Source organism: Polynucleobacter sp. UB-Siik-W21, from assembly GCF_018687415.1.
In the GTDB taxonomy this organism is placed as follows: Bacteria; Pseudomonadota; Gammaproteobacteria; order Burkholderiales; family Burkholderiaceae; genus Polynucleobacter.
This window is the reverse complement of record NZ_CP061289.1, coordinates 2,037,623-2,063,674: the sequence shown is the minus strand read 5'-3', so window position 1 is coordinate 2,063,674 and position 26,052 is coordinate 2,037,623. Positions and strand designations below refer to the sequence as shown.

Annotated in this window: 34 protein-coding genes; 21 read left to right on the top strand and 13 right to left on the bottom strand. The window is 43.2% G+C overall.

The annotated features are described in order from the left end of the window. The first annotated feature begins 308 nt into the window (after positions 1-308). The 5 genes from C2756_RS10730 (at position 309) to C2756_RS10710 (ending at position 2,823) form a co-directional block, all read left to right on the top strand. Entirely contained in the window at positions 309-524 is a 216-nt protein-coding gene (locus tag C2756_RS10730; RefSeq protein WP_228385080.1) for a BrnA antitoxin family protein, read from the top strand. A gap of 150 nt (positions 525-674) precedes the next feature. Continuing rightward, a complete protein-coding gene (locus tag C2756_RS10725) occupies positions 675-1,121 on the top strand; it encodes a GNAT family N-acetyltransferase (RefSeq protein WP_215319314.1) in 447 nt (148 codons plus the stop codon). A 115-nt stretch (positions 1,122-1,236) separates the two neighbouring features. Then, positions 1,237-1,920: a glutathione S-transferase family protein gene (locus C2756_RS10720; RefSeq protein ID WP_215319313.1), complete on the top strand. Its 684-nt coding sequence runs from the start codon at positions 1,237-1,239 to the stop codon at positions 1,918-1,920. A 19-nt stretch (positions 1,921-1,939) separates the two neighbouring features. Continuing rightward, on the top strand, positions 1,940-2,329 hold the full coding sequence (locus C2756_RS10715) for a tautomerase family protein (RefSeq protein WP_215319311.1): 390 nt from the start codon (positions 1,940-1,942) through the stop codon (positions 2,327-2,329). A gap of 86 nt (positions 2,330-2,415) precedes the next feature. After that, on the top strand, positions 2,416-2,823 hold the full coding sequence (locus C2756_RS10710; protein ID WP_215319309.1) for a cupin domain-containing protein: 408 nt from the start codon (positions 2,416-2,418) through the stop codon (positions 2,821-2,823). A gap of 55 nt (positions 2,824-2,878) precedes the next feature. Here C2756_RS10710 and C2756_RS10705 read toward each other — a convergent pair whose 3' ends face one another. Further along, the gene (locus C2756_RS10705; RefSeq protein WP_251372065.1) at positions 2,879-3,451 is read right to left on the bottom strand and encodes a hypothetical protein; all 573 of its coding nucleotides are present in this window, start codon (positions 3,449-3,451) and stop codon (positions 2,879-2,881) included. A 71-nt stretch (positions 3,452-3,522) separates the two neighbouring features. Between C2756_RS10705 and C2756_RS10700 the strand changes: the two genes are divergently transcribed. The 11 genes from C2756_RS10700 to C2756_RS10650 all read left to right on the top strand — a co-directional run bounded on the left by C2756_RS10700 (position 3,523) and on the right by C2756_RS10650 (position 10,621). Then, on the top strand, positions 3,523-3,876 hold the full coding sequence (locus C2756_RS10700) for a winged helix DNA-binding protein (protein ID WP_215296020.1): 354 nt from the start codon (positions 3,523-3,525) through the stop codon (positions 3,874-3,876). Between the two features lie 126 nt (positions 3,877-4,002). Next, complete coding sequence (locus C2756_RS10695) at positions 4,003-4,617, top strand: histidine phosphatase family protein (RefSeq protein ID WP_251372064.1); 615 nt, start codon at positions 4,003-4,005, stop codon at positions 4,615-4,617. Between the two features lie 141 nt (positions 4,618-4,758). Continuing rightward, positions 4,759-5,283 carry a superoxide dismutase family protein gene (locus C2756_RS10690; RefSeq protein ID WP_251372063.1) on the top strand — a complete coding sequence of 175 codons (525 nt, stop codon included), beginning with the start codon at positions 4,759-4,761 and terminating at the stop codon, positions 5,281-5,283. Positions 5,284-5,435: 152 nt separating this feature from the next. Continuing rightward, on the top strand, positions 5,436-5,882 hold the full coding sequence (locus C2756_RS10685; protein WP_251372062.1) for a tetratricopeptide repeat protein: 447 nt from the start codon (positions 5,436-5,438) through the stop codon (positions 5,880-5,882). A 67-nt stretch (positions 5,883-5,949) separates the two neighbouring features. Further along, positions 5,950-6,318, top strand: coding sequence for a phosphate-starvation-inducible protein PsiE (locus C2756_RS10680; protein ID WP_215296019.1), 369 nt, complete (start codon positions 5,950-5,952; stop codon positions 6,316-6,318). A gap of 63 nt (positions 6,319-6,381) precedes the next feature. Next, complete coding sequence (locus C2756_RS10675) at positions 6,382-6,936, top strand: peroxiredoxin (RefSeq protein ID WP_215319307.1); 555 nt, start codon at positions 6,382-6,384, stop codon at positions 6,934-6,936. 118 nt (positions 6,937-7,054) lie between these two features. Continuing rightward, positions 7,055-7,381 carry a helix-turn-helix transcriptional regulator gene (locus C2756_RS10670; RefSeq protein ID WP_215319306.1) on the top strand — a complete coding sequence of 109 codons (327 nt, stop codon included), beginning with the start codon at positions 7,055-7,057 and terminating at the stop codon, positions 7,379-7,381. A gap of 115 nt (positions 7,382-7,496) precedes the next feature. After that, complete coding sequence (locus C2756_RS10665; protein ID WP_215319304.1) at positions 7,497-7,976, top strand: arsenate reductase ArsC; 480 nt, start codon at positions 7,497-7,499, stop codon at positions 7,974-7,976. Beyond that, complete coding sequence (locus C2756_RS10660) at positions 7,973-8,614, top strand: MIP/aquaporin family protein (protein WP_215319303.1); 642 nt, start codon at positions 7,973-7,975, stop codon at positions 8,612-8,614. Before C2756_RS10665 ends, C2756_RS10660 begins: the two co-directional genes overlap by 4 nt. A 471-nt stretch (positions 8,615-9,085) precedes the next feature. Next, on the top strand, positions 9,086-9,769 hold the full coding sequence (locus C2756_RS10655) for a haloacid dehalogenase type II (RefSeq protein WP_215319301.1): 684 nt from the start codon (positions 9,086-9,088) through the stop codon (positions 9,767-9,769). 57 nt (positions 9,770-9,826) lie between these two features. Continuing rightward, complete coding sequence (locus tag C2756_RS10650; RefSeq protein ID WP_215319299.1) at positions 9,827-10,621, top strand: substrate-binding domain-containing protein; 795 nt, start codon at positions 9,827-9,829, stop codon at positions 10,619-10,621. Position 10,622: 1 nt separating this feature from the next. On the opposite strand, the gene C2756_RS10645 is transcribed toward C2756_RS10650, so the two are convergent. Both C2756_RS10645 and C2756_RS10640 read right to left on the bottom strand, forming a co-directional pair. Then, positions 10,623-11,393 carry a MipA/OmpV family protein gene (locus C2756_RS10645; protein WP_215319297.1) on the bottom strand — a complete coding sequence of 257 codons (771 nt, stop codon included), beginning with the start codon at positions 11,391-11,393 and terminating at the stop codon, positions 10,623-10,625. A gap of 32 nt (positions 11,394-11,425) precedes the next feature. Further along, positions 11,426-12,070 (bottom strand): histidine phosphatase family protein, encoded by a 645-nt coding sequence (locus C2756_RS10640; RefSeq protein ID WP_215319295.1) that lies wholly within the window; start codon positions 12,068-12,070, stop codon positions 11,426-11,428. A gap of 106 nt (positions 12,071-12,176) precedes the next feature. Between C2756_RS10640 and C2756_RS10635 the strand changes: the two genes are divergently transcribed. Further along, the gene (locus tag C2756_RS10635; RefSeq protein ID WP_215319293.1) at positions 12,177-13,049 is read left to right on the top strand and encodes a DMT family transporter; all 873 of its coding nucleotides are present in this window, start codon (positions 12,177-12,179) and stop codon (positions 13,047-13,049) included. A gap of 353 nt (positions 13,050-13,402) precedes the next feature. Then, complete coding sequence (locus tag C2756_RS10630; protein ID WP_215319291.1) at positions 13,403-13,636, top strand: DUF2798 domain-containing protein; 234 nt, start codon at positions 13,403-13,405, stop codon at positions 13,634-13,636. Positions 13,637-13,878: 242 nt separating this feature from the next. Here C2756_RS10630 and C2756_RS10625 read toward each other — a convergent pair whose 3' ends face one another. The 4 genes from C2756_RS10625 to can form a co-directional block, all read right to left on the bottom strand. After that, entirely contained in the window at positions 13,879-15,507 is a 1,629-nt protein-coding gene (locus tag C2756_RS10625; RefSeq protein WP_215320991.1) for a peptide chain release factor 3, read from the bottom strand. Positions 15,508-15,563: 56 nt separating this feature from the next. Further along, positions 15,564-16,301 (bottom strand): pseudouridine synthase, encoded by a 738-nt coding sequence (locus C2756_RS10620; RefSeq protein WP_215320988.1) that lies wholly within the window; start codon positions 16,299-16,301, stop codon positions 15,564-15,566. Between the two features lie 303 nt (positions 16,302-16,604). Next, entirely contained in the window at positions 16,605-17,546 is a 942-nt protein-coding gene (locus C2756_RS10615) for a lipid A biosynthesis acyltransferase (protein WP_251372060.1), read from the bottom strand. Next, on the bottom strand, positions 17,512-18,177 hold the full coding sequence (gene can / locus C2756_RS10610) for a carbonate dehydratase (RefSeq protein ID WP_215296006.1): 666 nt from the start codon (positions 18,175-18,177) through the stop codon (positions 17,512-17,514). The genes C2756_RS10615 and can overlap by 35 nt, the downstream gene beginning before the upstream one ends. A gap of 22 nt (positions 18,178-18,199) precedes the next feature. Between can and C2756_RS10605 the strand changes: the two genes are divergently transcribed. Next, entirely contained in the window at positions 18,200-18,496 is a 297-nt protein-coding gene (locus tag C2756_RS10605) for a DUF167 domain-containing protein (protein ID WP_215319289.1), read from the top strand. A 9-nt stretch (positions 18,497-18,505) separates the two neighbouring features. Here C2756_RS10605 and C2756_RS10600 read toward each other — a convergent pair whose 3' ends face one another. After that, the gene (locus C2756_RS10600; RefSeq protein ID WP_215319287.1) at positions 18,506-19,408 is read right to left on the bottom strand and encodes an aspartyl/asparaginyl beta-hydroxylase domain-containing protein; all 903 of its coding nucleotides are present in this window, start codon (positions 19,406-19,408) and stop codon (positions 18,506-18,508) included. A 152-nt stretch (positions 19,409-19,560) separates the two neighbouring features. Here C2756_RS10600 and C2756_RS10595 point away from each other — a divergent pair, with 152 nt between their 5' ends. Both C2756_RS10595 and C2756_RS10590 read left to right on the top strand, forming a co-directional pair. Then, positions 19,561-19,926, top strand: coding sequence for a hypothetical protein (locus C2756_RS10595; RefSeq protein WP_215319285.1), 366 nt, complete (start codon positions 19,561-19,563; stop codon positions 19,924-19,926). Between the two features lie 112 nt (positions 19,927-20,038). Further along, the gene (locus C2756_RS10590; RefSeq protein WP_087908896.1) at positions 20,039-20,323 is read left to right on the top strand and encodes an HU family DNA-binding protein; all 285 of its coding nucleotides are present in this window, start codon (positions 20,039-20,041) and stop codon (positions 20,321-20,323) included. Positions 20,324-20,417: 94 nt separating this feature from the next. Here the strand turns inward: C2756_RS10590 and rodA are convergent, their stop codons facing one another. The 5 genes from rodA to C2756_RS10565 are packed head-to-tail and all read right to left on the bottom strand — an operon-like array spanning position 20,418 to position 25,991. Continuing rightward, on the bottom strand, positions 20,418-21,569 hold the full coding sequence (gene rodA, locus C2756_RS10585) for a rod shape-determining protein RodA (RefSeq protein WP_215319283.1): 1,152 nt from the start codon (positions 21,567-21,569) through the stop codon (positions 20,418-20,420). After that, positions 21,551-23,458, bottom strand: a complete 1,908-nt coding sequence (mrdA, locus tag C2756_RS10580; protein WP_215319282.1) for a penicillin-binding protein 2 — start codon at positions 23,456-23,458, stop codon at positions 21,551-21,553. Before mrdA ends, rodA begins: the two co-directional genes overlap by 19 nt. Positions 23,459-23,466: 8 nt before the next feature. Beyond that, complete coding sequence (gene mreD, locus C2756_RS10575; RefSeq protein WP_215319280.1) at positions 23,467-23,991, bottom strand: rod shape-determining protein MreD; 525 nt, start codon at positions 23,989-23,991, stop codon at positions 23,467-23,469. After that, a complete protein-coding gene (gene mreC / locus C2756_RS10570; protein ID WP_215295999.1) occupies positions 23,988-24,923 on the bottom strand; it encodes a rod shape-determining protein MreC in 936 nt (311 codons plus the stop codon). The genes mreD and mreC overlap by 4 nt, the downstream gene beginning before the upstream one ends. A 24-nt stretch (positions 24,924-24,947) precedes the next feature. Further along, the gene (locus tag C2756_RS10565; protein ID WP_215295998.1) at positions 24,948-25,991 is read right to left on the bottom strand and encodes a rod shape-determining protein; all 1,044 of its coding nucleotides are present in this window, start codon (positions 25,989-25,991) and stop codon (positions 24,948-24,950) included. Positions 25,992-26,052 lie beyond the last annotated feature (61 nt).

Sequence of the window (26,052 nt, the reverse complement as noted above, 5' to 3'; positions counted from 1 at the left end):
AGTAGTTTTTTATTGTCAAAATACTATGCGCACTATTTTCTAGAAAGTACCAACTGGTGACTCAAGCCCTTGAAATCAAAGCGAAAGCGGTCTATCGGAGGATATTTGAAAATCCTTGTGTCGGTGGTTCGATTCCACCCCGGGCCACCAAACTCAAATAATGCCCTGCTTCGTGCGGGGCATTTTCTTTTGGTCGGGCGGACTTGCTACATTAAATTATTATTTGTACTTGTACATATGACTTCACTGATATTTGAATTGGGGCCTCGTAAGGCAACCCCTAAAGAGTCAAAAGCTTATTAAAGGTGATGAAGATGCGTAAAGAATATGATTTCTCAAAAGCCCGTAAAAATCCATATGCTTCCATGCTCAAGAAGCCCATAACTATTAGATTGGATGAGGATTCAGTGAGCTACTTCAAATCTGTATCAGAAGAGGTGGGCATTCCTTACCAAAGCCTCATTAATCTTTATTTGAGAGATTGCGCCGCTTCGCATAAGAAATTGAACCTTAGCTGGAAGTAGTCTAGATGTAGGGTGAGAATCTCCTGAGGTCTTGGTCGATTCGGCCCCGAGCCACCAAGAAACTGAATAGCCCACTTGTTGAGCTATTTTTATTTGGTCTGGCGGATGAGGTTCCGTTAGTTAGGATCACAAGCCCATTAAAATTGACCAATGAAATTAACTAAGGCTATCCACTCTGATGTTCCCGAACTCGTTGAGTTGTTAAAGACCCTGTTTGAGCAAGAGGCAGAGTTCGAGCCTAATTCAGAAGCTCAAAGAAAAGCCCTTAGTAAAATCATTCTGGATCCAAAGATTGGCATTGTTTTGGTTGCTAGAGATGATGAAAAAATATTAGGAATGATTAACCTACTGTTTACAGAATCAACTGCTCTAGGCTCCAAAGTAGGAATTCTTGAAGATATGGTTGTTCAATCTACATCCAGAGGCGAGAGCATTGGTTCTCAATTAATCGACTATGCGATTAGCGAAGCCAAAAAAGAGTGCTGTAAGCGAATTACTCTATTAACTGATATTGAAAATACTAAAGCCCAGTCTTTTTATCAAAAGAAAGGTTTTGTGAAATCCAAGATGACGCCCTATAGGCTTTTACTAGATTAGATATCCTCAGCCCCGATCGATTCCACCTCAAGCCACCAAGAAACACAAAGACCACCTTCGGGCGGTTTTTCATTTGTGGGTATTATTAAAAGAGACTGACTTCTAGGAATAAAAAATGCTTAAGCTCTACTATCACCCATCACCCAATCCAGCGAAAGTAGCTCTGTATTTAGAAGAGACCAATACGCCTTACGAAATTATTGTGACCGATACCCGCAAGGGCGATCAACACAAACCAGAGTTTAGAGCAATCAATCCCAATGGAAAGACGCCTGCTTTAGTTGATGGCGATATTAAGGTGTTTGATAGCAATGCCATCATGCTGTACTTAGGCGAAAAGATCGGCAAGTTCATGCCAGCAAATACCCCACAAGCACATGCTGAGCTGCATTCATGGCTTATGTTTGTTGCTACCGGCATTGGACCGTATTGTGGGCAAGCTGTTCACTTCAAACACTTTGCTCCAGAGCCAAAAGAATATGCGGTCAATCGCTATGACTTTGAAGCATGGCGTCACTGGTTATTAATTGAAGAGCGCCTATCTAAACAGCCTTATATGCTCAGTGAATACAGTATTGTGGATATGTCTGTTTGGGGCTGGGCTAGGGTAATTCCTTTTGTATTGGGCGAAGGTGCTTGGGAAAAGTTGCCTAGTGTGAAGCGATTGTTAGATGAAATTAACGCCAAGCCAAGCGCTCAGGCTGTTGAAGCTATTAAGACTAAATTTACTTTCAAGACAGAAGTTGATGAAGAGTCCAGAAAGAATCTTTTTCCAAGTAATGAGCGGCTCAAGAAATAAAAATCAAGGAGATATTTAGATGCCATTTGTCAGAATCGATTTAAGTAAAAAACATCCAGAAGGTTTTGCCCAACAAGTAGGCGAAATTGTTTATCAAGTGATGACGGCGCATATTAATGTGCCTAAAGATGATAAGTTTCAAGTTATTACTAAGCACGAAAGTCAAGAGCTAATCGCACCTAAAAGTTATCTAGGCATTGAGTATTCTGAAGACATTATTTTTATTCAGGTGACTTTAAATGAGGGTAGAACTACTGAGCTGAAAAAAAAGTTCTACAAAGCCATATGTGAAGGCTTGGTTGAAAGACTTAAAGTTAGACCTCAGGACATTGTCATCAATTTGATTGAGGTGAATAAAGAAAACTGGTCATTTGGTAATGGTGAGATGCAATACGCCCCCAAAGATTAGCTATTCTAGGGCCTAGTAGTCTCATATATCCTCACATAGAATCGGTTTACGATACGATATTTACATCAATTTAATAGGGACCGAAAATGAAACTAGCAAAATGGCTTGGGCTGGGTTTGTCGATCAGTTTTTTTATGGCCCACTTTGCGTTCGCGCAGACGCAGACTGACGAGTTGCGACCAAAACATACGGTACTTCAAAAATCGGATGTGGGTAGCACCGGAAGAGAGGCCACTTTGCAGATTGTTGAGTTTCCAGCTGGCGCCGCTGAAGTTCCTCATACCCATCCTGGCGAATTAGTGGGCTATATATTAGAGGGTTCTGTAGATTTAATGGTTGAAGGAAAACCGATGGCCTCTTTGAAAGAAGGCGATGGTTTTATTATTGAAGGCGGTAAAGTGCATGCTGCAAAGAATACGGCTAAAGGAATCACCAAATTATTGGCAACCGTGATCTTGGAAAAAGGTAAGCCAACTTCGGCCCCTGCCAAATAAGACTTAGTCAGAAATCTTAGATTATCTCCAGCATGAAGCGTTCTTTAAAAGGGTGCTACTCAATCAAGTTATCTCTGCCCAGCCTTCCTTTAACTAAGTCAATTCCATATTTAATAATGGCCACAAACAATATTGAGCCTGCAATATCTCCGCAGAACATGGCAATGAAATGATTCCAACTGCCAGAATCTAGACCCATTATCACAAACCAAAGTTGATGTAGGCCTGAACTCAGGAATGAATATGCAACGATTATCACCAAGAGCTGTCTTAATGAAATGTTACTAAGATCGGGCTGAACTTTGAGGTTGCGAATGACAAAGTGCCTACCTAGTAGAGGCGCTACTCCGCAAATAATCGCAATACCAACTGTAGAAGTTATACCGTATTCATAAAAACCAATGTAGTTAATTAAGAGTGAAGCAATGGCTAGGCCAATAGCGCCAGAGTAATCTAATATTAGAGTGATAAAAATACGAATGCCTGCAGGGAGAAAAATCCAATTAACCCCCCTGGCATCTTCAAGTGGTGCCGTGATGGCTTGATTGAAATAAAAGAATGCCATATACAGAGCGGCGCTAAGGATGATTTCGAAGAGAAATTGGCTAGAAGCCTTGAAAATAGGCATTAAATGATTATGAATTTAATTGGTGCATAGCATAGTGGTGTTTACCCTTCGGGGGGGGTAGAATTGAGATTATGAAAGCTATTAACCCTTCAGCCTATATTCGTTTTTTAAATTGCTTAGATGGCCTTGATCATATGAATCCAGGCAAGAAACTAGATGCAACCGAAGAGCAACTTCTGAACAAGATTACCTTGGCTGCCACTCAAGGCAAGGAGCTTTTGGTGGGCGATTTAATTTCCTTAAGTGAGCTAGGCTCACAAGCGACGCTCCACGGACGTATTAAGAATTTAGTCGCCATGGGTTATGTAAAGCTCAATGAAGATAAGACTGATGGGCGCAAAAAATTTGTGATTCCTACGACAAAAGCGATTAAGCATTATGAGCATTTATCTGCCTGTCTAGAAAAAGCTCTAAAGAGTGGTTAAGCTGGATTAGAGATCCTTGGCTCTCGCTGATTCCGATCCGGGTTACCAAGAACTCAATAATGCCCCGCTTTATGCGGGGCATTATCTTTTGGTCTGGCAGGATTGATGGTCATCGATTAGGATGGTATGGCTGACTTGCAAAATGACAAAATTTTTATGAATCGTATTAATCGAACCATTACTACATGCATTATTTTACTGAGCAGTCTTTGTATTGCTCAGCAAGTAATGGCTGCTCTGGCAAATGATTTGCAGGATGGTCAGCATGTGCTGTTAATGAGGCACGCCGATGCTCCTGGCTATGGAGATCCTACTGGGTATGTCATTGGCCAGTGTTCCACTCAGCGTAACTTAGATGATTACGGTAAAAGACAAGCTAAGGCAATAGGGGTGTGGTTAGCTAGCCAAGGTATTCAAAAGGCAGACGTGTTTAGCAGTCCATGGTGCAGATGTTTGGATACAGCAACCCTTCTTAATAAAGGTCCAATAAAAATTGAACCATCACTCGGCTCATTTTTTGACAATATGAGCCTAGAAAAGAAGCAAACCAAAGAATTGGAGGAGCTCATTAAAAGCGAGCTGTCTAGGCAATCTAAGGCGCCACTCATTCTGGTAACACACCATGTCAATATTCAGGCCTTCACTGGCAAAGTAGTTGGGGTGGGTGATATGGTTTTGGTGAAGGTGAATAAAAACGGAGAACATCTTTCCCATGCGATTTATCCCAGTCCCAAGCCCTGAGGACAGAGTTTGATACCGTCCACCCTTAAATAAATGAATTAATAAGACTACTTTGAAAGAGGTCTTTTTTGATTTAATGGTATTTTTGTGAGAATCAGGCAAGATCTAGCTTGCAGCAATATAAACAAAAGGAGACAGGTAATGATTAAAGGGATTTCTTTAACAATGGGCGCGCTTGCTGTTATGTCTTTGGTGGCTTGCCAATCCATGGAGCATGGAACCGGCCAAAAAGCATCGGCCACCCTGGATTCACGTTCTGGATCAAATACAAAAGGTACGGTTAACTTTGTTTGGCAAGGACATGATGTTTTGGTAACCGGGAACTTTTCCGGATTAAAGCCAAATGCTGAGCAAGGATTTCATGTTCATGAAAAAGGAGATTGCTCTGCTCCTGATGCAACCAGTGCAGGCGGACACTTTAATCCAGACACAAAGTCACATGGTATGCCTGGAAGCGGCTCAAATCATGCTGGAGATATGCCAAATATTAAATCGGACGCCAATGGCAATGCAGTGTATTCGGCAAAGTTAAGTGGGTTTGCAGTTAATAGTGGTCCTACTGGAATATTGGGAAGATCAGTTGTTGTTCATCGCGACCCTGATGATTACAAATCACAGCCAGCGGGTAACTCAGGCCCCAGAATTGCCTGCGGTCTAATTAAGTAAGGTAGAGCATTCAAGGCTTCGATCGATTCTGCTTGGAGCCGCTAAGAAACACTAAAGCCACCTTTGGGTGGTTTTAGTGTTTTCATACGCATGCTATTTAAGTGGTAATTAAATAATCAGCAAAAAAGATTCTCTAACTTATAGGCTTTCAAATGAAAAAAATATTTCTAGCGGCACTATGGTTCATTTCCATGGTTGGACTATCACAAGCTGCAGATACTGCACCTATTAAGTCAGACCCGGCTTGGCTAACAGAGTCAAGGGCAAGCATTAAAGCTGAAAAATATGATCAGGCAATAAAACAATTACAGGCTGCCAATGAAACAAGTTCTGCTGATTGGAATAATTTGTTGGGTTACAGCCTTCGCAAGAAACAGACGCCGGACTTAGTTGGGGCTGAAAAGTATTATCAAGCCGCCCTGAAAATAGACCCAAATCATCGCGGTGCTCTTGAGTATTACGGCAAGCTAAAGTTAATTAACAATGACTTATCAGGCGCTGAGGCATTATTGGCAAGATTAGATAAAGTCTGTACATTTGGATGCGAGGAATATTCAGATTTAAAAGAGGCTATACAAAAATATAAGGCTAGAAAGTAAAGTGAGATATACCCCGCACATATCGGGGCGTATTTAAAATTGAATTCCAAATTAAAAAGGTCAGCGTATGAACGTTAAAAATATCATTGGCTTTGTTGAAAAATTATTTTTAATTACTATTGCGATTTTTACTATTGCAGCAATGGGCCAAGAGGTTTTTTCCCTTATTAGTAGCCGTCGTGTTGAGCTACAAGATCTATTGCTGATGTTTATTTATGCCGAGGTACTTGGGATGCTAGCAGCCTTTTATTCTAGCCATCGTATTCCTATAACAATCCCTTTATTTATTGCAATGACTGCATTGAGTAGATTAATTATCCTTCAGGGCAAAGATGGAAACCCTTCAATCCTGCTCTATGAGAGCGGGGCTATTATCTTGATTGCTGGAGCTTGCTGGATTATTAGTCGTGTCAATATGCTTAAAGAGAATGATTAGTGCCAGATGCATTAGTTTGAATAACAGCGTTGCTGAAAGTATTGCATTGACTATCCTAGATCTATGACAAACTTCAATGAACTTCCTGCAGGTCTGCCAATTCCTCAAGACGATGGCTCGACCAATCATTTGAAGGGAATGAAATTACCCAAGATTTCCTTAAATGCCACCAATGGTAAGGCTATTCATTTTGGTGATATCAAAGGCAAATTAGTTATCTATTGTTATCCGATGACAGGGCGGCCGAATGTTGCTTTACCTGATGGCTGGGATCAAATTCCTGGGGCAAGAGGCTGTACGCCGCAAAGTTGCTCATTTAGAGATCACTATCAAGAGCTTCAAGCATTAGGTGCGGAGCTTGTAGGTTTGAGCGTTCAATCCACTGAATATCAAAAAGAAATGGCCGATAGACTGCATCTGCCATTTCCGGTTGTCAGTGATGTGAACTATCAATTTCAAAAGGCATTAAATATGCCAACCTTTGCAACATCAGGGATGATTTTATTGAAGCGGGTTACATTAATTGCTAATCATGGTGTGATTGAAGCTGTTCACTATCCAATTTTCCCAAGTGATAGTGATCCAGCCTGGGTAATTGATTATTTGAAGAGCCACTAGGCTTAGATATCCTAGGCCCCCAAGCAGCCTTCCTAGCAAATTCTAAATTTTATGAATATGGGTATTAGGCGAAAAATTATGTAACCTCTTTGTCATATATTTCCATTATTATAGAAACATGAAAAATATAGAAGCTGTTGAGGCATTTGTTGCACTCGGACAAGAAAGCCGTCTTAATGTATTTCGCTTGATTGTTCAAAAAGGGGATATTGGTTTAACGCCCAGTCAAATTATTGAGAAGTTAGGCATCCCTAATGCAACTTTGAGTTTTCACTTAAAAGAATTGGTGAATGCCAATCTTTTGGTAGTTGAGCGCCAAAGTAGAAATTTAATCTACCGACCTAATACGAACTTAGTAAATACCTTAAGCGACTTTTTGTTGGAAAACTGCTGTGGTGGCAAGTCTTGTGAGGCCCCCAAGAAAAGAAAGGTGAGCTGCAAATGAAAAGACTACGGTTTTATATCAAGCTTGCTGATATTCAAGTCCCCACACCACTAGCTATGGTTTGAGCGTCATCGATCACTAAAAAAGCTAACTACTAATTAACTAAAGACAAGCAATGAAGCAATACAACATTCTCTTTCTCTGTACGCATAATTCTGCGCGCTCAATTTTAGGCGAGGCGCTTGCCTCGACTCATCCCAGTGGCAAGCTTATTGGTTTTTCTGCTGGCTCGACCCCGGGCACATCTGTTAATCCTATTGCTAGGGAGTTGGCATTGGAGATGGGCATGGATCCAGCAAAATTAAAGTCTAAGAGCTGGGATGTATTCGGAGAGCCTAATGCGCCGAAGATGGATTTCATTATCACTGTTTGTGACAATGCGGCTGGTGAGCAATGTCCATTTTGGCCTGGTAATCCTGCAACAGCGCATTGGGGCTTTCCTGACCCATCACAAGTGCAAGGTACTGACTTGGAGAAAAAGGCAGCTTTTGTTAATGTGATGAACGGACTTCAGAAGCGTATTGATATTCTTGCTGCGATGCCATTAGATAAATTGGATTCAATGAGCCTAAAAGAGATTCATACAAAAGCATGAGAAGCTATATCAGTGAGTTTATTGGCACAGCCCTATTGTTAGCAATAGTGGCAGGGTCTGGCCTGATGGGCGAATCTTTGGGCGCTGGAAATGCCGCAGTTGCTTTGCTTGGAAATAGTATTGCTACTGGAGCAGGACTTTATGCTTTGATTGTGTTACTGGGCCCCATCTCAGGCGCTCATTTCAATCCAGTCGTGAGCCTGATGTTTTGGAGGCTAGGACATCTTGATTTCAAAAAGATGTTGGCTTATTGGGGCTGTCAGTTCACTGGTGCTATTGCTGGAATATGGCTAATGCATTTGATGTTTAGTCTTCCTATCATTCAAGAATCAACCAAAGTCAGAACTGGCTTAGGTATTTGGATTAGTGAGTTTGTATCAACTCTCGTATTGCTTTCAGTAATTCGTATTGGCGATCAAGAGGCAAAAGATCGAGTGCCCATGCTTGTTGCCTTAACTGTCACTGCAGGGTATTGGTTTGCTTCCTCAACCTTCTTTGCGAATCCAGCAGTTGCTGTGGCAAGAAGTCTCACAAATACTTTTGTAGGTATTGCCCCAAATGATGTCTTCGGATTTCTTCTTGCTGAAATATTGGCGGCATTGGTGATGGTTGGATTATTTTGTCGTTCAAAACGATAAACCATAAACTTCTATAAACTTGGAAAATAGAGTTACTCAATAGGTGATCGTTTGAACCTGTATAAGCTTTTCCTTATCTATTTTATATTTTTGTTAAGTGCATGCGTCAGTCACCCTCCTGCACAACTCTCAGAATCTACGAATACGGGCATTAAGGGCGATCAGTATTGGACTTTAGATTTTTTCTACTTTTATAAAGGCAAGCAAACGCATACAAAAGCTTTTGAGTTCGTGAATCGAAGAGATTGTTTTGAGGCGATGTATCAAATGCAGGTAGACGCAAGAAAAGAAGCTAGTCATAGTGGGTCGGGGATATGTAGTAAACGATTCGTAGAGGGCCAAAAAAGAACTCATGACGACGTGCTGGGCTACAGATAGCCGATATAGTCAAAGAATTCATATCTTTGGTTTTAGTCGATGCCATTCCTTAGTACCGAGCGATAATAAAAAATAATCAATTCAAGGGGTGACATGTATAAGCTAATTGCATTCGATGCCTACGGAACGTTATTTGACGTTTACTCCATGGGAGAATTGGCAGAAGCATTGTTTCCTGGACATGGTCAAACGCTGTCATTGATGTGGCGCGATCGGCAAATTGATTACACCCGTCTTGTCACTATGAGCGACCCTAGTGCCGTTGGTAGTAAACACTATTTGCCATTTTGGGATCTAACCATTCGCTCATTGCGCTATGTCTGTAAGCGATTAGGATTAGAGCTGACTGCATCAACAGAAAAGCAGTTAATGGATCAATATGCCAAGCTCAGTAGTTTTGAAGATAGCTTGATGGTTCTTAAAGAAATAAAAAAACGTGGCACCTCTACTGCAATTCTGTCTAATGGCAGTAGAGAGATGCTCGCTACAGTAGTAGAAAGTAATGGCCTTAAGCTGTATTTAGATAAAGTGGTCACGATTGAAGAGGTACGTTTATTTAAGACCGCCCCCCAGGCATATGAGTTGCTACTCAAATCATTTACAGTAAAAAAAGAGGAAGTCTTATTTGTATCAAGCAATGCTTGGGATGCACTAGCAGCTAAATGGTATGGGTATGACGTATTTTGGGTAAATCGTCTTGGGCATCCATTCGAGGAAATTGGCGAGCGACCAAATTTTGAGGGTAACTCTTTAAGTAAGGTTTTGGAAGTCATTTGAAGAAACTAAGCTGTTACTATATTTCTTATCTTGCTCTGATCTAACATTCACTAAAAAATGAAAATTATTCACTCACTTAGAGTCACGACCTTCATTTTTCTTGCGGCTGTATTTTTTGTAAGTCCCTCATTTGCTGCAGAGATAAAGGTCATTACTTCGGGTGCTTTTGCAGAAGCCCTCAAAGATCTAGTGCCCGAGTATGAAAAACAATCTTCTAATAAAGTCATCATCTCGTATGGCTCTTCGATGGGAAGTGCGCCTGACTCCATTCCTTCAAGACTCTCCCGAGATGAAAAATTTGATGTTTTGATTTTGGCGGCGCCTGCATTAGAGCGCTTCATTCAGAGTGGGGCAGTACAGTCAGGAAGTAGGGTCGATTTGGTTGCCTCCGTGATTGGCGCTGCAGTTCGGGTGGGTTCGCCAAGGCCCGATATCAGTACTGTCCCCGCACTGAAGCAAGCCTTACTGAATGCAAAGTCTGTGGCATATTCTGCTAGCGCTAGCGGAACCTATTTATCTGCAGAATTATTTCCAAGGCTGGGCATTGCAGAGCAGATGAGTAAGACGGCAAAGAAAATTTACAGCGAGCGTGTAGGCACAGTGATTGCTAGAGGAGACGCTGAGTTAGGCTTTCAGCAGGTTAGCGAAATGATTCCCATACAAGGGATTGATTTCATTGGTGAGATTCCACCAGAAGTGCAGCAGACAGTTTTGTTTTCAGCGGGCATTACTAGTAATGTGAATAGTCAGGTTGCATCGAGAGATTTAATTGCATATTTAGCTTCGCCAAAGGCTGCACCAACAATACAAAAAGCTGGTCTTAAGCCTCTCCTTCCAGCTTTACCTTGGTAGACTATTTAAAGCGATACGCTAGAGCTGCAAAAATATTATCTTGAAATGAGCGGTTCATCACTGGGCTGTTATTAATTCCGCCACCCATCCACTTCCGTTTGCCATAAATATTGACATACCAGTTATCGACCACGGGGATTTCCACCAGCAAGCCTGCTAATACATTATTAGTTGCTGGGGCGCTGTAAGCGTTGTAGCCTGTAAGTGAAGACTCTCCAGGATTGATGCCATAGTAATAGTTGGCATATTGACTTGATTGGCGTTCCACCCCAATTTGTGGATACACAACCACTTTTTTATATGTTTCAATTTCAGCGAAGTAGAGAAACTCATAAAGCGCCCCCTTAGATTTTCCAAAGTCATGATAGGCGTTCACAAAAAAACCACCAATGGGTGTTTCTTGAAAAGTGCCTAATCCCAAGGGAATTGGATCGCTACGATTAATAGAGTTGCCATTGATTGGTGACTTCACTTTATAGGAATCTAAATTAATTTTTCCGATGACCTCAAAATAGCCATAACCCATTTTAAAAGTCTTGATACCAACTTCATCGATGCGAACAAAGAATCGTTGGTAATCAAAAAAAGCATAAGGCATCACAATGGATTGGGTACCTTCGGTTCCGATGTGTAGGTTAGAGGTGTAGACTGCAGCCCCAATGTCTCCGACGATGCGATCAGGGATGCCATCAGGTACATTTTCAGCGGCATAAATTGGCATTGAGAATGCTGCCAATAGCAAAGAGAGCTGTATTGTTTTAATGAATCTCATGAGCTCATCATAGGCGATTTCAGTTGCAAGACCTAAAGATCTACATTATCGAGCGCTAAGCTTGCTAAATGACTGGTATCTGCCCAGCGATCTACTTTCCACGAATATCCATCATGGCTAATCCAGTTGAGCGAGGCATTCGGCACAGATACAGTCCTTTCTGCTTCTAAGGCTTGATTGCTTGCTAGTCGATACATCATCTCTATGACGCCACCGTGACTGACCAGCAAAATCGTTTTACCCAGGTGTTGCATGCGAATTGTTTCAAGCCCTCTGTGAATGCGCTCTGCAAATCGTTTGATGCTTTCGCCACCACGTAAGTCATGCTCTATATTTCTACTCAGATGGATATTCCATAGTTCGGGCTCAAGATTTGGCGCATCGATTATGGTGCGCCCTTGAAGCGCTCCCAAATGACGTTCTCTTAGTGCTTCAGCAGTAATTGCATTCACCCCAAATATTTCTTCGATGGCTTTAGCAGTTTTGACTGCTCGTATAAGGTCGCTTGTATAGAGGACGTCAAACTGCAGATTGATTCCCTTGAGAGCTTTAGCCATCTGTTGGGCTTGTTTTACCCCATGAGTATTCAGATCAATATCGGTATGACCTTGAAGTCGACGTGCGACATTCCAGTCGGTTTCACCATGGCGCACTAAGCAGAATCGAGTGGTAGTCATGAGGCAATGATAAAGGTGGGCGCCTTCTTCAGCAGAATTTGTATATTAGATCCCGTCAAGCCCGCTTTATTAATACAATAGATTGACTAATTTATAAAGGGCGACGGTGAACAAAGAAAGCAAAGGAATGTTAATTGGGTTTATCGGCATCCTGATCTTTAGCCTAACCTTGCCTGTCAGTAAGATTGCCATTCTCAGTTTTAATCCTTACTTCATTGCCTTTGGTAGGGCATGTTTAGCGGGTCTAGTGGCGTTAGCCTATCTTGTATATAAGCAGGCTTCGTTTCCTAGTAAAACGGATTTAGTTAAGTTTATTGTGATTGCCTTAGGTGTCGTATTTGGCTTTCCAATTTTTACAACGGTTGCTATGAAGGAAGGATCTTCTTCTCATGGCGCCGTTATTCTAGGCATGATGCCATTAGCTACAACGGTGATCGGAGTTCTGCGCTTTAAGGAGCGTCCTTCCCTAGGTTTTTGGTTTGTTTCCTTACTGGGCGCTGCCTTGGTAGTTATTTATGCGCTACTCAAAAGTGCTGGTAGCTTTACTTACATAGATGGCTTATTGGTGCTCGGGGGTATTTGTGCTTGTGTTGGGTATGTTGAGGGCGGCGAGTTATCTCGGAAGATGAATCCCCGCGCAGTTATTTCTTGGGCATTAGTCATTTCACTGCCAATCAATATAGTGATGTCTTATTTAACATTCCATTCGGAATATTGGAGCGCTGATGCGATCGCGTGGACCAGTTTCGTTTACTTAAGTCTTTTTCCAATGTTCTTAGGATTTTTCTTTTGGTACGAGGGTCTCTCTATTGGCGGCATTGCCAGAGTGAGTCAGGTGCAGCTGATTCAACCATTCTGCACCTTAATAGCCGCAAGTATTTTCTTGGGCGATCATCTTACTTTGATGAATATGGTGTTTGCTTTCTTAGTCGTATCGACTGTCATCTTGAGTAAAAGAATGTTGGTCAAGCGCAGTTAACTTATAGACAGAAAGAAAAAGCCCCGTTAATCGGGGCTTGGTATTTATGCTGCAATCATTTGGATCTTATTTAGTGCTCGCAAAATTTTGCTTTTTTCTTTTGGTTTGGTGCTGGTTTCCATAAGCTTAGTGAGCTGAGCTGGGTTAAGTGGCCCTAGGCGTGTTTTGCCTGTTTTTGTGAGCATGGGATCGTTTTTTCTGTTTTTTTGGTTTTGGCCTACAGCCATTCGTATTCCTAAAGTAAAGGAGTGATGAATCTAGGACAATGCCCTAAAGATTCCCCTATTTAGGGCGCGAGATAGTGATCACCACTCAGAATAACAGTTAAAAAAATCAGGCGCTATGATTAGGTGATGATAAATCTTCCGGCTCTTATCTTTTCCTTGGTAATGGGTTTTTTAATGTCATTGAGTATCACTCTGGTGGCAACCTTTGTTCGTATCGGTAATGTAGAGAGCTTCTTCTCGGCATGGCTTGAGGTGTGGGCCGTAACCTATCCTGTAGCCATTATTTGTATCTTGATATATCGACCATTTGCCACCAAGGTAAGCGCTGTAATCATTGAGAAATTAACAGGACCAAAGTGAAGAGATCTTTTTTATTAGCGTTATGCAGTTTTGCATTCATAGGGTGCGCAGCTGTCTTCACGGATGCATCCGATGCAAATCACGTAACCTTTTTAAATAGCAGTGGCGAATCAATCGAACAGCTTACTCAAAAAGCGAATGCTTACTGCGCGCAATACGGCAAGAAGGCTTCTTTTAAAAGCACTGATTCATCTTTGCTTGTTGTGTTCAGCTGCAATCCTGCTCACCAATAAGGGCTGCTATTAGCCAGCTAGGTCTGATTGATAAATCAGACCTGCATGCTCCCTCAGTGCATGGAACTGAATTGATTCCCAGCGTTGTTGAGCAACATCCAATTCTGATTTATGAGAGGCAAGAAATACCGATGCGCCGACCACATCTTCTGCCATACGATGAATATTTTCCTGGATAAATTTTTTCAGTGCAACAGGATCATCTGAGCTAACCCAGCGAGCTAAGCTATAGCGGGTCGGGAGAAGGCGTACCTCAGCACCATATTCAGTTTGCAGTCGATGACTAACTACTTCAAATTGCAGTTGGCCAAAAGCACCGAGTAACATTGTGCCCCCAGCCATTGGACGAAATACTTGAATGGCTCCTTCTTCGCCTAGCTGCATCAAGCCAGTTCTTAATTGCTTTGACCGCAATGGATCGGCAGACTCAACCATGCGAAAAATTTCAGGGGCAAAAAATGGTAGTCCAGTAAATTGCAGCTGCTCGCCTTCAGTAAGAGTGTCACCGAGACGCAGTAAACCATGGTTTGGTAAGCCAATGATGTCACCCGGAAAAGCTTCATCCAAAATGTCACGTCGTTGCGATAAGAATGATAGGGCATTATTGGTGCGAACTTCTTTGCTATTGCGACAAATCTTGAGCTTCATGCCGCGCTGAAAGTGACCAGAGCAAATCCGCAAAAATGCCACGCGGTCTCGATGCGCAGGATCCATATTGGCTTGAATTTTGAAGACCACAGCTGAGAATTTATTTTCAGCTGGACTTACTTCGCGTTGTAATGCTTTACGTGAGCCAGGGGATGGCGCTAATTCAACCAAAGTGTTCAGAATTTCTCGTACACCAAAGTTATTAATGGCTGAGCCAAAGAAAACAGGCGACTGGCGACCGGCTAAGAATGCCTCTCGATCAAATGCTGGCATGGCTTCTTTGATTAAGGTAACTTCCGCCAAGGCATTTTCTAAATCTGTGCCCAAACGCTCTTTCAGGGCTGGGTCATTGACATCAACGACGGCATGAGAATCTTCGGTCACACGATCTTCGCCAGCTTTAAACATGCGCATGCGCATATTGGCAATATCGATTACGCCAGCAAAAGATTTGCCCATACCCACAGGCCAAGTAAATGGAACAACTTCAATGCCGAGCGCAGATTCAATTTCATCCATCAGCTCCATCGGCGGCTTTACTTCTCGGTCCATCTTGTTGATGAAGGTAACAATCGGCGTGTTACGCGCGCGGCAGACTTCTAATAAGCGTAGGGTTTGTGATTCAACACCATTAGCCGCATCAATTACCATCAAGGCAGAATCAACTGCTGTTAATACGCGATAGGTATCTTCAGAAAAGTCTTGGTGCCCCGGAGTGTCGAGCAAATTAATAATGCAATCACGATATTCCATCTGCATGACAGAACTGGCTACCGAGATTCCACGTTGCTTTTCAATTTCCATCCAGTCGGAGGTTGCGTGTCTACTAGCTTTACGTGCCTTGACGCTTCCTGCAATCTGAATTGCACCTGCATACAGCAATAGCTTTTCAGTCAGCGTTGTTTTACCCGCATCTGGGTGAGAGATGATAGCAAAGCTGCGACGTCTAAGTACTTCTGCGGCTGGGGTGCTGGAGGTGGAGGTATCGATGGTAATTCTGCGCTGGTTAATCTAGGTACGGACGCAATTATAAGCGTCTAAGCCTTTTAGAATTGCTCTTCCGGCCTTACAAATCGCCATTGGCCTGGAGGTAGTGGCCCCAAAGAGATGCGACCCATTCTGACGCGTTTTAAGCCTAGTACTTTTAGTCCCACCATTTCGCACATGCGACGAATTTGACGCTTACGACCTTCGCGTAGAACAAACCGCAATTGATCTTCGTTCTGCCAGCTCACTTGTGCTGGCTTGAGCGCAACGCCATCTAGAGAGAGGCCATGTTTAAGACGATCTAAATCTTCAAAAGAGAGTGCTCCTTCAACCCGTACTAAATATTCTTTTTCAATCGGACTGTTCTCGCCAATCAGTAGTTTGGCAATGCGCCCATCTTGCGTTAAGACCAGCAAGCCTGTGGAGTCGATATCCAATCTACCAGCGGGAGCAAGTCCCTTGGTGTTGAAGCGCGGATTTCTACCTTTATCCAGCGGACTACCAAAGTAGTTTTCTGGAGTGATGAGAGATGCTGCCGGTTGATATTCTTGCTCATCATCGTAATGTGAGATATATCCAACTGGCTTATTGAGGATGACGGTGATGCGAGATGCTTGCTGCACTTTAGCGCCAGATTGCAGTTCAATTTTTTGATGACGATAAGCACGAACACCTAGTTCATTTACCACTTCACCATCTACTGTGACTAAGCCTTGCTCAATATAAGAGTCGGCCTCGCGTCTAGAGCATAAGCCCAGTTCAGATAGCAATTTAGAGACGCGAACTTTTTCTTCCATATCTGCATTATCCGATAAAGCCTGAGCGTACTTGGTGCGCGGCACCATTTCACATTGACTACACTACGACATTGCAGAATATTCAATCAAGGAAGAAGTAATGACTGTTATCTTAAAAAAGCCACCGATTTATAAAATCCTTTATTTTCAGGTGCTTGTAGCCGTTGTCCTTGGTGTTTTACTGGGTCATTTATACCCATCTCTTGGAACAGAGATGAAGCCCGACAGTGCTGAGCGTCTGTCGCGATTCCCGGAGTAGTCTCGTCCAGTCCCTCCATTTTTTACATGGCAAGCGAGAGCTCTCTACTTAGAAGGGCTGTAGGGGTTTGATTCGTGGTTAGGGCGATTTTTAAAGCGCTTATGAACCCAATAATATTCAGCGGGGCGAAGGCGAATTTCTTTTTCGAAAATTTGATTGAGTCGAGCGGTGTCAGACTTAACGTTATCCCCCGGGAAATTTTCTAAGGGCTTACTGATCTCGCAAAGATAACCAGACTCATCATCTTTGAGAGTGGTGACCATCATACAAACATCGGCGCCAGTAATTTTTGCTAGGCGAGAGATGGTTGTAATGGTATTGGTTTCAATGCCGAAGAAAGGTACGAACTCAGAGTCTTTCATTCCTAAATCAATGTCTGGTGCAATGATGATGAAGTCGCCATTACGAATTTCGCGGATGATCGCTTTGGTATTGCCTTGACGATCTATCGAGTTGCCGCCAAAACGGTTACGCCAGTCAATAATTTTTTGATTGAAGAATGGATTTTTCATGCGCTGAAAAAATCCTGAAGTTCGCGGCCAATCCATCCGTTTTGCTAGCGCACTCAAAATAATACTACCCTCGATTCCTGTGAAATGCATATTCACCAGAATGCGCGGCTTACGACTTGTGAGGTCAACGGCTGACTTCACTTCAATCATTTTGCTCAATTGTTTTTCACTGCCAAGCCAGATAATACTTTTCTCTACAAGACTGCGACCCAGAAGACGCCAGTGTTTTTTTCTGAGAATATCAATTTCATCTGCATTCAGATTAGGAAAACACAATTGAAGGTTGGTTTTAACTACCCGGTTTCTATCCCCTGGCAATCTGGCAGCAATAAAACCTAAGCCATATCCAATCGATACTAAAATCTTATAGGGGAGTAGAGATAGGAGTTTAAGAAAAACTAGCCCTACATAATTAGCAAAAGATTTGAACAAACGAGTTTTATTCTGTTTCGTAACGTTTGATCGATTTGGCATAGCGATCAAGCATCTCTTCCGTTGAGCTACTCGACATTCCTAAATCATTTACCAAGCCAGTGTCTAAGCGATAGGCCCAGCCATGCACGGTGAGGTCTTGACCGCGTGCCCACGCATCTTGAACAATCGTTGTTTCACATACGTTGACAACTTGCTCAATGACGTTGAGTTCGCAGAGACGATCTTGTCGTTTTGGCGTTGGCAACATTTCCCCCAAATAGCGCTCATGTTTTTGATGGACATCTTTTACGTGGCGCAACCAATTGTCAGCAAGACCAACGCGTCTATCGCTCAGGGCAGCATGAACACCAGCACAACCATAGTGACCCACCACTAAAATATGCTTGACCTTCAAAAGGTCAATGGCAAACTGAATTACTGACAAGCAATTCAGATCAGTATGAACAACGACGTTTGCCACGTTACGATGAACAAAAAGTTCGCCTGGCAATAAGTCCACAATCTCATTTGCGGGTACTCGACTATCAGCGCAGCCAATCCAAAGATACTGCGGAGCCTGCTGATTGACCAAGCGCTTGAAAAAATCAGGATCCTTGGCGACCATGTCTTCCGCCCAGTGGCGATTACTTGCAAATAGATGGTCTAAAGCTTGGGAATTTTTATATGGCATGGTTTAAGTTTAAAGTACTTTAATGACGCCGATATGGTTAAAACAAACCCCCACTGGAATTGCCCTTACTTTGCATTGCCAGCCTGGTGCAAAACAGACCAAAGTAGTTGGTTTACATGATGGCTGTCTGAAAATTTCTTTACAAGCTCCAGCCTCAGAAAATAAGGCAAATGAGCTTTTATTGGCTTGGCTCTCTAAGCAGTTAAAAATTCCGCAAAAGCAGATTCAATTCATTTCAGGTCAAAATAGCCGTAAGAAGCAAGTGGAAATCTGGGGATCCATTAGTCCTGAGCAAATCGTTCAAATACTAAAGCCCTAAGAGGCGTGCTTACCAAAAGATGGCCCATAAAATGCCTAAGATCAGCACCCATTTGCAGATGTAATAAACGGAGCGATGTTTTGCTTTCAGTTTTTTTGCCTGTGCCCTAAGGTGATAAAAGTAGGTAAATAAGACATTCACAAAGCCTACTTTTTCGCCAGCAACGTTTTGTGAGGCTGCAGCACTCATCACATAGCGCCCAAACCAGCGATTGAGCAACTGTACTACTTTTGTATAGACAGGGCGCTCAACGTCGCAAAACAAGACTATGCGTTGATGATCAGTTTCATTGGCTGCAAAATGAATATAGGTTTCATCAAACATGACCGCTTCACCATCTTTCCAGAAATAACGCTCTCCATCCACCTCAATAAAGCATCTGGGGTCATTGGGGGTCACTAATCCAATGTGATATCTCAGGGATCCAGCATAGGGGTCACGGTGCCGCACCAGTGTTGCTCCAGGTGGTAGGGAGGCAAACATGGCCGCCTTGATGGAGGGAATCGATTTGAGAAGGGCCACGGTTTTGGGGCAACTTGTTTGTGCTGATGGCAGATCTTTGCCATACCAATAGAGGTGAAAACGTTTCCAGCCCGTCCTAAAGAAAGAGTTAAAGCCAATATCGTTATAGCCAGTAGCAACTGCAATGGCACCATCTGCATTTAAAGAAAGCGCTTCTTGGCGAATAGTTTCCCAGTTATCTTTTAAAGGCTGCATTTCGGGAAACTGGTTTACAGGGATAAATGCGCTAGCTTTGACCTTGGAAAATAAATACAGTAAAGCATTGATCGGCGCCAACAAGACTTGATAGTCGGTAAGTGATCTCACCACTCCAAAACGTACTCTGCCTCTGAAATAGACATAAATTGCTGAGATTACAAATATAAAAAAAATGATGTGACGAGCTTGCATGCGATTTGCCAATCCAAAGTAATGACTAACATTTTAATTTGTATGGAAGTGTTTAATTGACTATTTCTTGTTCCTAGATCCTCATATACTCAAGGAGAATCAATGTGATCACCCAGTTAGGGTTAATGAGGATATAGAGCGGAGAAGATCGTATGAATGGCTTTATAAAGTGGCTCTTAAGCCTTGTTTTAATTGGCTTAGTGGGAATTTCAGGGTATACATGGTTGATGCTCACATGGAGTTATGGCAGCGGAGAGCGGGCTGGTTATGTGCAAAAATTCTCTAATCGAGGATATCTTTGCAAAACCTGGGAAGGTGAATTAGCAATGGTTTCCATGCCTGGAACGATGTCAGAAAAATTCCTCTTTACGGTGCGTGATGATGCCGTGGCACAAAAAATAAATGCTAATCTAGGCAAAAAAGTAGCTCTAAAATATGATCAACACATCGGATTGCCAACAACATGTTTTGGGGATACTGAATATTTTGTGTCTGGTATAGAGGTTCTGGAAGATTAATTTGTAGTTGTTTTAAAAATTGTTGTTACGCAGCTTTATTTTTGTAATTTTTTGTGGTTAAAATCATGCAAGCGCAATGTGCGCCGATATCAATATCTATAAGGAGCTTCACTTGAACAAAGCCGAACTAATCGCAGCGATTGCTGACGACGCGGAGATCTCTAAAGCCAAAGCAGAATTCGCATTGAATTCTGCAATTGAGAACATTATCAAAGCTGTTACTAAAGGCGATTCAGTACAACTGATCGGCTTCGGTACTTTCGCATCTGGTAAGCGTGCTGCACGTATGGGCCGTAATCCAAAAACTGGCGAGCCACTCAAAATCGCTGCTGCTAAAACTGTTAAGTTTTCTGCTGGTAAGGCATTTAAAGATTCAGTGAACAAGCGTAAGAAGTAATTCTTCCTTTGTTAATAAAAAAGCCCGGTACGCTGGGCTTTTTTATTTCCTGAAGAATATGATCTTCATGGATGCAACTTCTGCAATTTGTTGCTTAACTTTGCACTAAGCGGCGATGGCGATGAATGCTCATTAAGATGCCAGCACCAAACCCTAGCGTGACTAAAGCAGTGCCACCGTAACTAATAAAGGGTAATGGAACGCCCACCACTGGAAGTAGGCCGCTCACCATGCCAATATTCACAAAGGCGTAGGTAAAGAAAATCATAGTCACAGCAGCGCCTAGCAAACGAGTAAACAAATTGGGAGCGCTTGCAGAGATTGCTAAGCCTCGTTTAATGAGTGCAAAGAAAAGCCCAAGCAATACGAGGTTTCCAAGTAGGCCAAATTCTTCCGAGAAAACGGCAAAGACAAAGTCAGTATGCTTTTCTGGAATGAATTCTAAGTGCGCTTGGGTTCCCTGGAACCAGCCTTTACCAAAGAATCCACCAGAGCCGATAGCAATCATCGATTGAATGGTGTGGAAGCCTTTGCCGAGAGGATCGCTGCTGGGGTCAAGCAATGTACAGATACGATGCTTTTGATAATTGTGTACAAATGGCCACGCTACATCATGCGCGCAGATGGTGCTGCCAAAAATAATAATCAGCAAGATGCCTACAACACCAATTCCTACAAAGGGCAGAATCCATTTCCATGGAAGACCGGCAAGGATGATGACATAGAGTCCAGCAGCAGAAACTAACAAGGCAGTTCCAAGATCTGGTTGACGGGCAATTAAAAAAACGGGGATGGCTAAAATAATTCCAGCAACTCCATAATCCCAAGTCTTTTGAATTCCCTCGCGTTTTTGAAAGTACCAAGCAAGCATGAGTGGCATAGCGATCTTCATGATCTCGGAGGGTTGAATCACAATGCCAATATTGAGCCAGCGACGCGCACCCTTTTTAATTAATCCAAAGATGGCCACTGCAACTAAAAGCGTAACGCCAAGTCCATAAATCCAAACAGCCCCCATCTCTAACCACTTAGGGGGAATGCGAGACACTATCCACATCACCACAAAAGACAGCGCAAGATTACGTAACTCATCCCCAATTTGTACGGGAGTATTTTGACTTGCCGATAAAAAAGTAAAAAAGCCTACAGCCGCTAAGCCAAGTAGAATAAAGCCCAGCTGGCGATCTAATCCTGCAAAAAAACTAAAAAATAGTAATTGGATTTTTTTTATGGGGCTCTTTTCCACTCAGGAACCTCCTTAGGCCATTTGCCATCAATGTAGTAATCCAGGGCTTTCCGTGCGATTGGTGCGGCATGCTGTGCACCAAAGCCTGCATTCTCAACTACCATCGCGATCACAATCGTCGGTTTGTCTGCAGGCGCAAAAGCAATATATAAAGCGTGGTCACGCAAGAACTCTGCAGTAGAGCCATGCTTATACTCTTTTGAGTTCAGACTAAACACCTGTGCCGTTCCAGTCTTGCCTCCGGCAACATATCCTGCGCCCTTAAATGCTGCTGCAGATGTTCCAGAAACATTCACTTCAACCATCGCTTTTTTGATGATCTCAATATTCTCAGCATTCAGATCAATGCGATAACTTTCTTTTGGAGTAGTGAGCACCCTGTTACGTGTAAAGGGATCCTCAATTGCCTTCACGAGATGAGGTTTCATCACAACGCCATTGTTAGCTAGGTTAGCCATAGCGTGAGAAAGCTGCAAAATAGTAAACGAGTTATAACCCTGACCAATGCCTAAGGAGATCGTTTCACCCTCGTACCATTTCTGCTGCTCTGGTTTTTTGAAAGTATTTTTCTTCCAATCGGTAGACGGCAGTACACCCTTGGATTCACCTTGCAAATCAATCCCGGTGATTTGTCCAAAACCAAGTGGTTTCATAAAGTCGTGCATCATGTTCACGCCCATGTCGCGAGCAAGCAAGTAGTAATAGGTGTCGCAAGACTCAACAATGGATTTCTGCATATCTACTGTGCCATGACCACCCTTCTTATCGTCGCGGAAGGTGTGATTACCAAAATCAAAATAGCCCGGATCAAAAATCGTTTGTGATGGCGTACGTTTTTTATTCTCTAGAGCAGCTAAAGCCATGAACGGTTTGTAGGTGGAGCCTGGAGGATAAATTCCCTTTAGAGGACGGTTATAGAGTGGCTTTTGTGGAGAGTCATTTAACTCTTTCCAGGTTACTGAATCAATACCCTCAACGAAATCGTTTGGGTTGAAGTTAGGCTTAGAAACGAATGCCAATACATCACCAGTTTCAGGTTCAATAGCTACAAACGCACCACGAAAATTTCCATATAGCTGCTCAACCAAGTATTGCAACTTAATGTCCACCGACAGCACAATGTTTTTACCGGGTACTGATGGCGAGTTAGAAAGTGTTCTTACCGGTTTGCCGCCTGCAGTAATCTCCACTTGATCGTAGCCAGGTACGCCCCGCAAAACAGTTTCATAGCTTTGCTCTAGGCCAATCTTTCCAACGTACTGAATACCGGGCAAAAAGGAGCTTTGAAGAGCATCAGGATCATCTCCCTTTGAGTTCTCAATTTCGGCTTGCATACGCTCTTTATCACGCTGGGAAACTCGACCGATATAGCCAATGAGATGAGAGGCTAGCTCGTTATAGGGATATTCGCGAAAGCTTCTGGCGCGAATATCTACCCCAGGGAAACGGTAGCGATTTGCCATAAATCGAGCGGTTTCTGCCTCATTCAACATGGATCGCAGCGGAAAGGTGCCCATATTGCGAGAATCCTCTAAAGAGCGCTTGAAGTTGCGCCTATCTCGAGGGGAGATATCAATGATTTCAGAGAGCTCGTTAATGAGCTCATCGACATTTCCTTTAAGCTCTTCTGCGTTCACATCTAAGGTGAGGGCGGAGTAGTTTCTGCCAATGACGATGCCATTGCGATCAATGATCAACCCACGATTAGCGGGCGCCGGAACTAATGCAATGCGATTACTTTCTGCAAGTAAGGCATATTTGCCGTGACTGATGAGTTGCAGCCATACCAAGCGAGTCATTAAGATTAAAAAGCAAAACGTAACAAATAAGGTCGCAATGTGGATGCGCTCTTGAAATGAATCGAGATCAGGCTTTTTAAAAGAAACCATACAGCTTCTTAAAGAGGGCGATTGAGATCAACATCAATCGGACGGCGTTGTGGGGCCAACAAAATATTTGTGGTGATTGGCCACAGCAACGCTTCAATCAGCGCTTGAATAGCGCCTGTTAGGGCCCACCAATAAAGCTCTCCGCTCAGCATCCAATGCACCAGCACAGGAAACAAAGAAACTATTAAGAAAATGGGAAGAAGATGCAGTGCTTGCGATAGAACGTTAAGCGAAATGATGCGCCTATGCCAAGAAATGGCAATGTAAGCAACTAGCGAATAACTAAAAGCATGTAAGCCCAATAAGTCTGAGTTATGGACATCCATCATCAGGCCCAAGCCAAACGCCCAGATAACGCTGACATAGCGATGTTGGTGAATATTCCAAAATACGATACTGATGATTAGGAAGTCGGGGACCCAGCCGAAGTTTCCAAACGGTAAAAAATTTAATAACAGCGCACAAAATAAACTGAAGTAAATAAATAGCGGACTGACTGGCCGCAGGATATAGCCACTTTGGTTATCAATCATTGCATGCCTCGCGCACGAGTCTGGCGACGACCTGGGTTATTGGTTAAAGGTGTGCCTGAGGCTGACTTATTATTGAGGACTGGCGCCTTGGCATCAAATTGTGGGTCGTATAAAAAGGCGAGTGCCTGACGATAACGATTGACTGCGGCTACTGGTATGCAAAACACGTTAGAAGAGTTTTTATCAGCGTTACGCTCTATTTTGCTAATGACCGCTACCGCAAAGCCTGGAGGATAAATGCCATCAATTCCAGACGTCAGGAGAATGTCGCCAACTTCCAAGTCGCTGGCAACAGGTAAATAACGTAATTCGAGAGGGTTGCCACGCCCAGCCCCAAAAACAGCTGCGCGCAGACCATTGCGAGCCACTTGGACGGGAACCGCAAAGTCACGGTCCTCTAAGAGTGATACTTCAGCAGAGCGCTCATACAGACGGACCACCTGGCCAAGAATGCCAGCATCGTTGGCAATCGGGTTGCCTAGCTTGATGCCGTCATTGCTGCCGCGATTAATCACAATACGTTGTGAAATGGGGTTGGGCGGATTGAATAGAATTTCTACTGGCAAGGTTTTGAATGCCACTTGTTTTTGCAGCGCCATCAACTCGCGTAAATTTTGATTCTCAACCATCAAGAACTCTGATTGATTCGCTAACAAAGATAGCTCTGCTTGGCGAGCTTTCATGACCTGATTTTCTTGATCAAGTGTAGAGCGAGTGGTGAAATATTCTGACGTTACTTCGATGACATTGCGAGGAGCCATCATGATGTACTCAAGAGGACGTAAAACTAAATTTATATTGTTGCGAATTGGGTCGAGCGCTTTAAAGCGAAAATCGATCAGCATCAAAGCAATGCTGATCGACAGACAGACAATCAGTTTAAGTAAGGCTGGTATGCCCTGTCTGAAAAGTGGAGGAGCGGTATGTTGCAATGCCCTGATCGACGTGTATGTCGCTTACTCGTGCGAGAACACTCCGCCTAACTTATCCATGCGCTCAAGTGCAATGCCACAACCACGAGCTACGCAAGTTAATGGATCTTCTGGCACGTGAATAGGTAAACCAGTTTCTTCCAGCAGGAGACGGTCAAGGTCACGCAATAAGGCGCCACCGCCTGTTAGCATCATGCCGCGCTCAGCAATATCTGATGCCAACTCAGGTGGAATCTGCTCGAGAGCAGCTTTTACTGCAGTCACGATTTGATTTAATGGGTCAGTTAATGCCTCAAGAATTTCATTACTTGTTACGGTGAAGCTACGTGGAACACCTTCAGAAAGATTGCGCCCCTTGACTTCCATTTCGCGCACTTCAGCGCCAGGGAAAGCAGAGCCAATGGTTTTCTTAATTAACTCAGCAGTTTGTTCGCCAATCAACATGCCGTAGTTACGTCGAATGTAATTGGTAATTGCTTCGTCAAACTTATCTCCGCCAACACGAACAGAGCCTTTATAAACCATGCCACCTAATGACATCACGCCAACTTCGGTGGTGCCTCCGCCGATATCAACCACCATGGAACCAGCAGCCTCAGAAACTGGTAGACCAGATCCAATGGCGGCTGCCATCGGTTCTTCAATCAGAAATACTTGCGATGCACCAGCGCCCAATGCAGATTCGCGAATCGCGCGACGCTCAACTTGAGTAGATCCGCAAGGAACGCAAATGATGATGCGTGGACTTGGTCTTAAAAGTTTGCTTTCATGCACAAGCTTGATAAATTGCTTGAGCATTTGTTCGGTAATGGTGAAGTCGGCAATCACACCATCTTTCATGGGACGAATTGCTTCAATATTGCCTGGTACGCGACCCAACATCGCTTTGGCCTCTTTTCCGACTGCCAAAATGGTTTTTTTGCCATTTGGTCCGCCTTCTTGACGAATCGCCACAACCGATGGCTCATCGAGGACAATACCCCGGTCACGCATATAAATTAAGGTATTTGCGGTTCCTAGATCGATGGCTAGGTCATTGGAAAAGTAGCTACGGAAAAAACTAAACATGATGTAGTGGGAAAATAGAAGGTGTTAATAAAAATATATTGGAATGATACTCTAGCGCCCC

Bases quoted from the DNA above. Each gene is read 5' to 3' on its own strand.
- C2756_RS10565 (WP_215295998.1), bottom strand. From the start codon at position 25,991: ATGTTTAGTTTTTTCCGTAGCTACTTTTCCAATGACCTAGCCATCGAT.
- C2756_RS10645 (WP_215319297.1), bottom strand. From the start codon at position 11,393: ATGAGATTCATTAAAACAATACAGCTCTCTTTGCTATTGGCAGCATTC.
- C2756_RS10630 (WP_215319291.1), top strand. From the start codon at position 13,403: ATGATAAATCTTCCGGCTCTTATCTTTTCCTTGGTAATGGGTTTTTTA.
- C2756_RS10655 (WP_215319301.1), top strand. From the start codon at position 9,086: ATGTATAAGCTAATTGCATTCGATGCCTACGGAACGTTATTTGACGTT.
- C2756_RS10705 (WP_251372065.1), bottom strand. From the start codon at position 3,451: ATGCCTATTTTCAAGGCTTCTAGCCAATTTCTCTTCGAAATCATCCTT.
- mrdA (WP_215319282.1), bottom strand. From the start codon at position 23,458: ATGGTTTCTTTTAAAAAGCCTGATCTCGATTCATTTCAAGAGCGCATC.
- C2756_RS10675 (WP_215319307.1), top strand. From the start codon at position 6,382: ATGACAAACTTCAATGAACTTCCTGCAGGTCTGCCAATTCCTCAAGAC.
- C2756_RS10665 (WP_215319304.1), top strand. From the start codon at position 7,497: ATGAAGCAATACAACATTCTCTTTCTCTGTACGCATAATTCTGCGCGC.
- C2756_RS10710 (WP_215319309.1), top strand. From the start codon at position 2,416: ATGAAACTAGCAAAATGGCTTGGGCTGGGTTTGTCGATCAGTTTTTTT.
- C2756_RS10730 (WP_228385080.1), top strand. From the start codon at position 309: ATGAAGATGCGTAAAGAATATGATTTCTCAAAAGCCCGTAAAAATCCA.
- C2756_RS10715 (WP_215319311.1), top strand. From the start codon at position 1,940: ATGCCATTTGTCAGAATCGATTTAAGTAAAAAACATCCAGAAGGTTTT.
- C2756_RS10620 (WP_215320988.1), bottom strand. From the start codon at position 16,301: ATGGAAGAAAAAGTTCGCGTCTCTAAATTGCTATCTGAACTGGGCTTA.
- C2756_RS10595 (WP_215319285.1), top strand. From the start codon at position 19,561: ATGAATGGCTTTATAAAGTGGCTCTTAAGCCTTGTTTTAATTGGCTTA.
- C2756_RS10605 (WP_215319289.1), top strand. From the start codon at position 18,200: ATGACGCCGATATGGTTAAAACAAACCCCCACTGGAATTGCCCTTACT.
- C2756_RS10660 (WP_215319303.1), top strand. From the start codon at position 7,973: ATGAGAAGCTATATCAGTGAGTTTATTGGCACAGCCCTATTGTTAGCA.
- mreD (WP_215319280.1), bottom strand. From the start codon at position 23,991: ATGATTGATAACCAAAGTGGCTATATCCTGCGGCCAGTCAGTCCGCTA.
- C2756_RS10680 (WP_215296019.1), top strand. From the start codon at position 5,950: ATGAACGTTAAAAATATCATTGGCTTTGTTGAAAAATTATTTTTAATT.
- C2756_RS10695 (WP_251372064.1), top strand. From the start codon at position 4,003: ATGGCTGACTTGCAAAATGACAAAATTTTTATGAATCGTATTAATCGA.
- C2756_RS10600 (WP_215319287.1), bottom strand. From the start codon at position 19,408: ATGCAAGCTCGTCACATCATTTTTTTTATATTTGTAATCTCAGCAATT.
- C2756_RS10700 (WP_215296020.1), top strand. From the start codon at position 3,523: ATGAAAGCTATTAACCCTTCAGCCTATATTCGTTTTTTAAATTGCTTA.
- C2756_RS10640 (WP_215319295.1), bottom strand. From the start codon at position 12,070: ATGACTACCACTCGATTCTGCTTAGTGCGCCATGGTGAAACCGACTGG.
- C2756_RS10670 (WP_215319306.1), top strand. From the start codon at position 7,055: ATGAAAAATATAGAAGCTGTTGAGGCATTTGTTGCACTCGGACAAGAA.
- C2756_RS10615 (WP_251372060.1), bottom strand. From the start codon at position 17,546: ATGCCAAATCGATCAAACGTTACGAAACAGAATAAAACTCGTTTGTTC.
- C2756_RS10690 (WP_251372063.1), top strand. From the start codon at position 4,759: ATGATTAAAGGGATTTCTTTAACAATGGGCGCGCTTGCTGTTATGTCT.
- C2756_RS10725 (WP_215319314.1), top strand. From the start codon at position 675: ATGAAATTAACTAAGGCTATCCACTCTGATGTTCCCGAACTCGTTGAG.
- C2756_RS10720 (WP_215319313.1), top strand. From the start codon at position 1,237: ATGCTTAAGCTCTACTATCACCCATCACCCAATCCAGCGAAAGTAGCT.
- C2756_RS10685 (WP_251372062.1), top strand. From the start codon at position 5,436: ATGAAAAAAATATTTCTAGCGGCACTATGGTTCATTTCCATGGTTGGA.
- C2756_RS10650 (WP_215319299.1), top strand. From the start codon at position 9,827: ATGAAAATTATTCACTCACTTAGAGTCACGACCTTCATTTTTCTTGCG.
- can (WP_215296006.1), bottom strand. From the start codon at position 18,177: ATGCCATATAAAAATTCCCAAGCTTTAGACCATCTATTTGCAAGTAAT.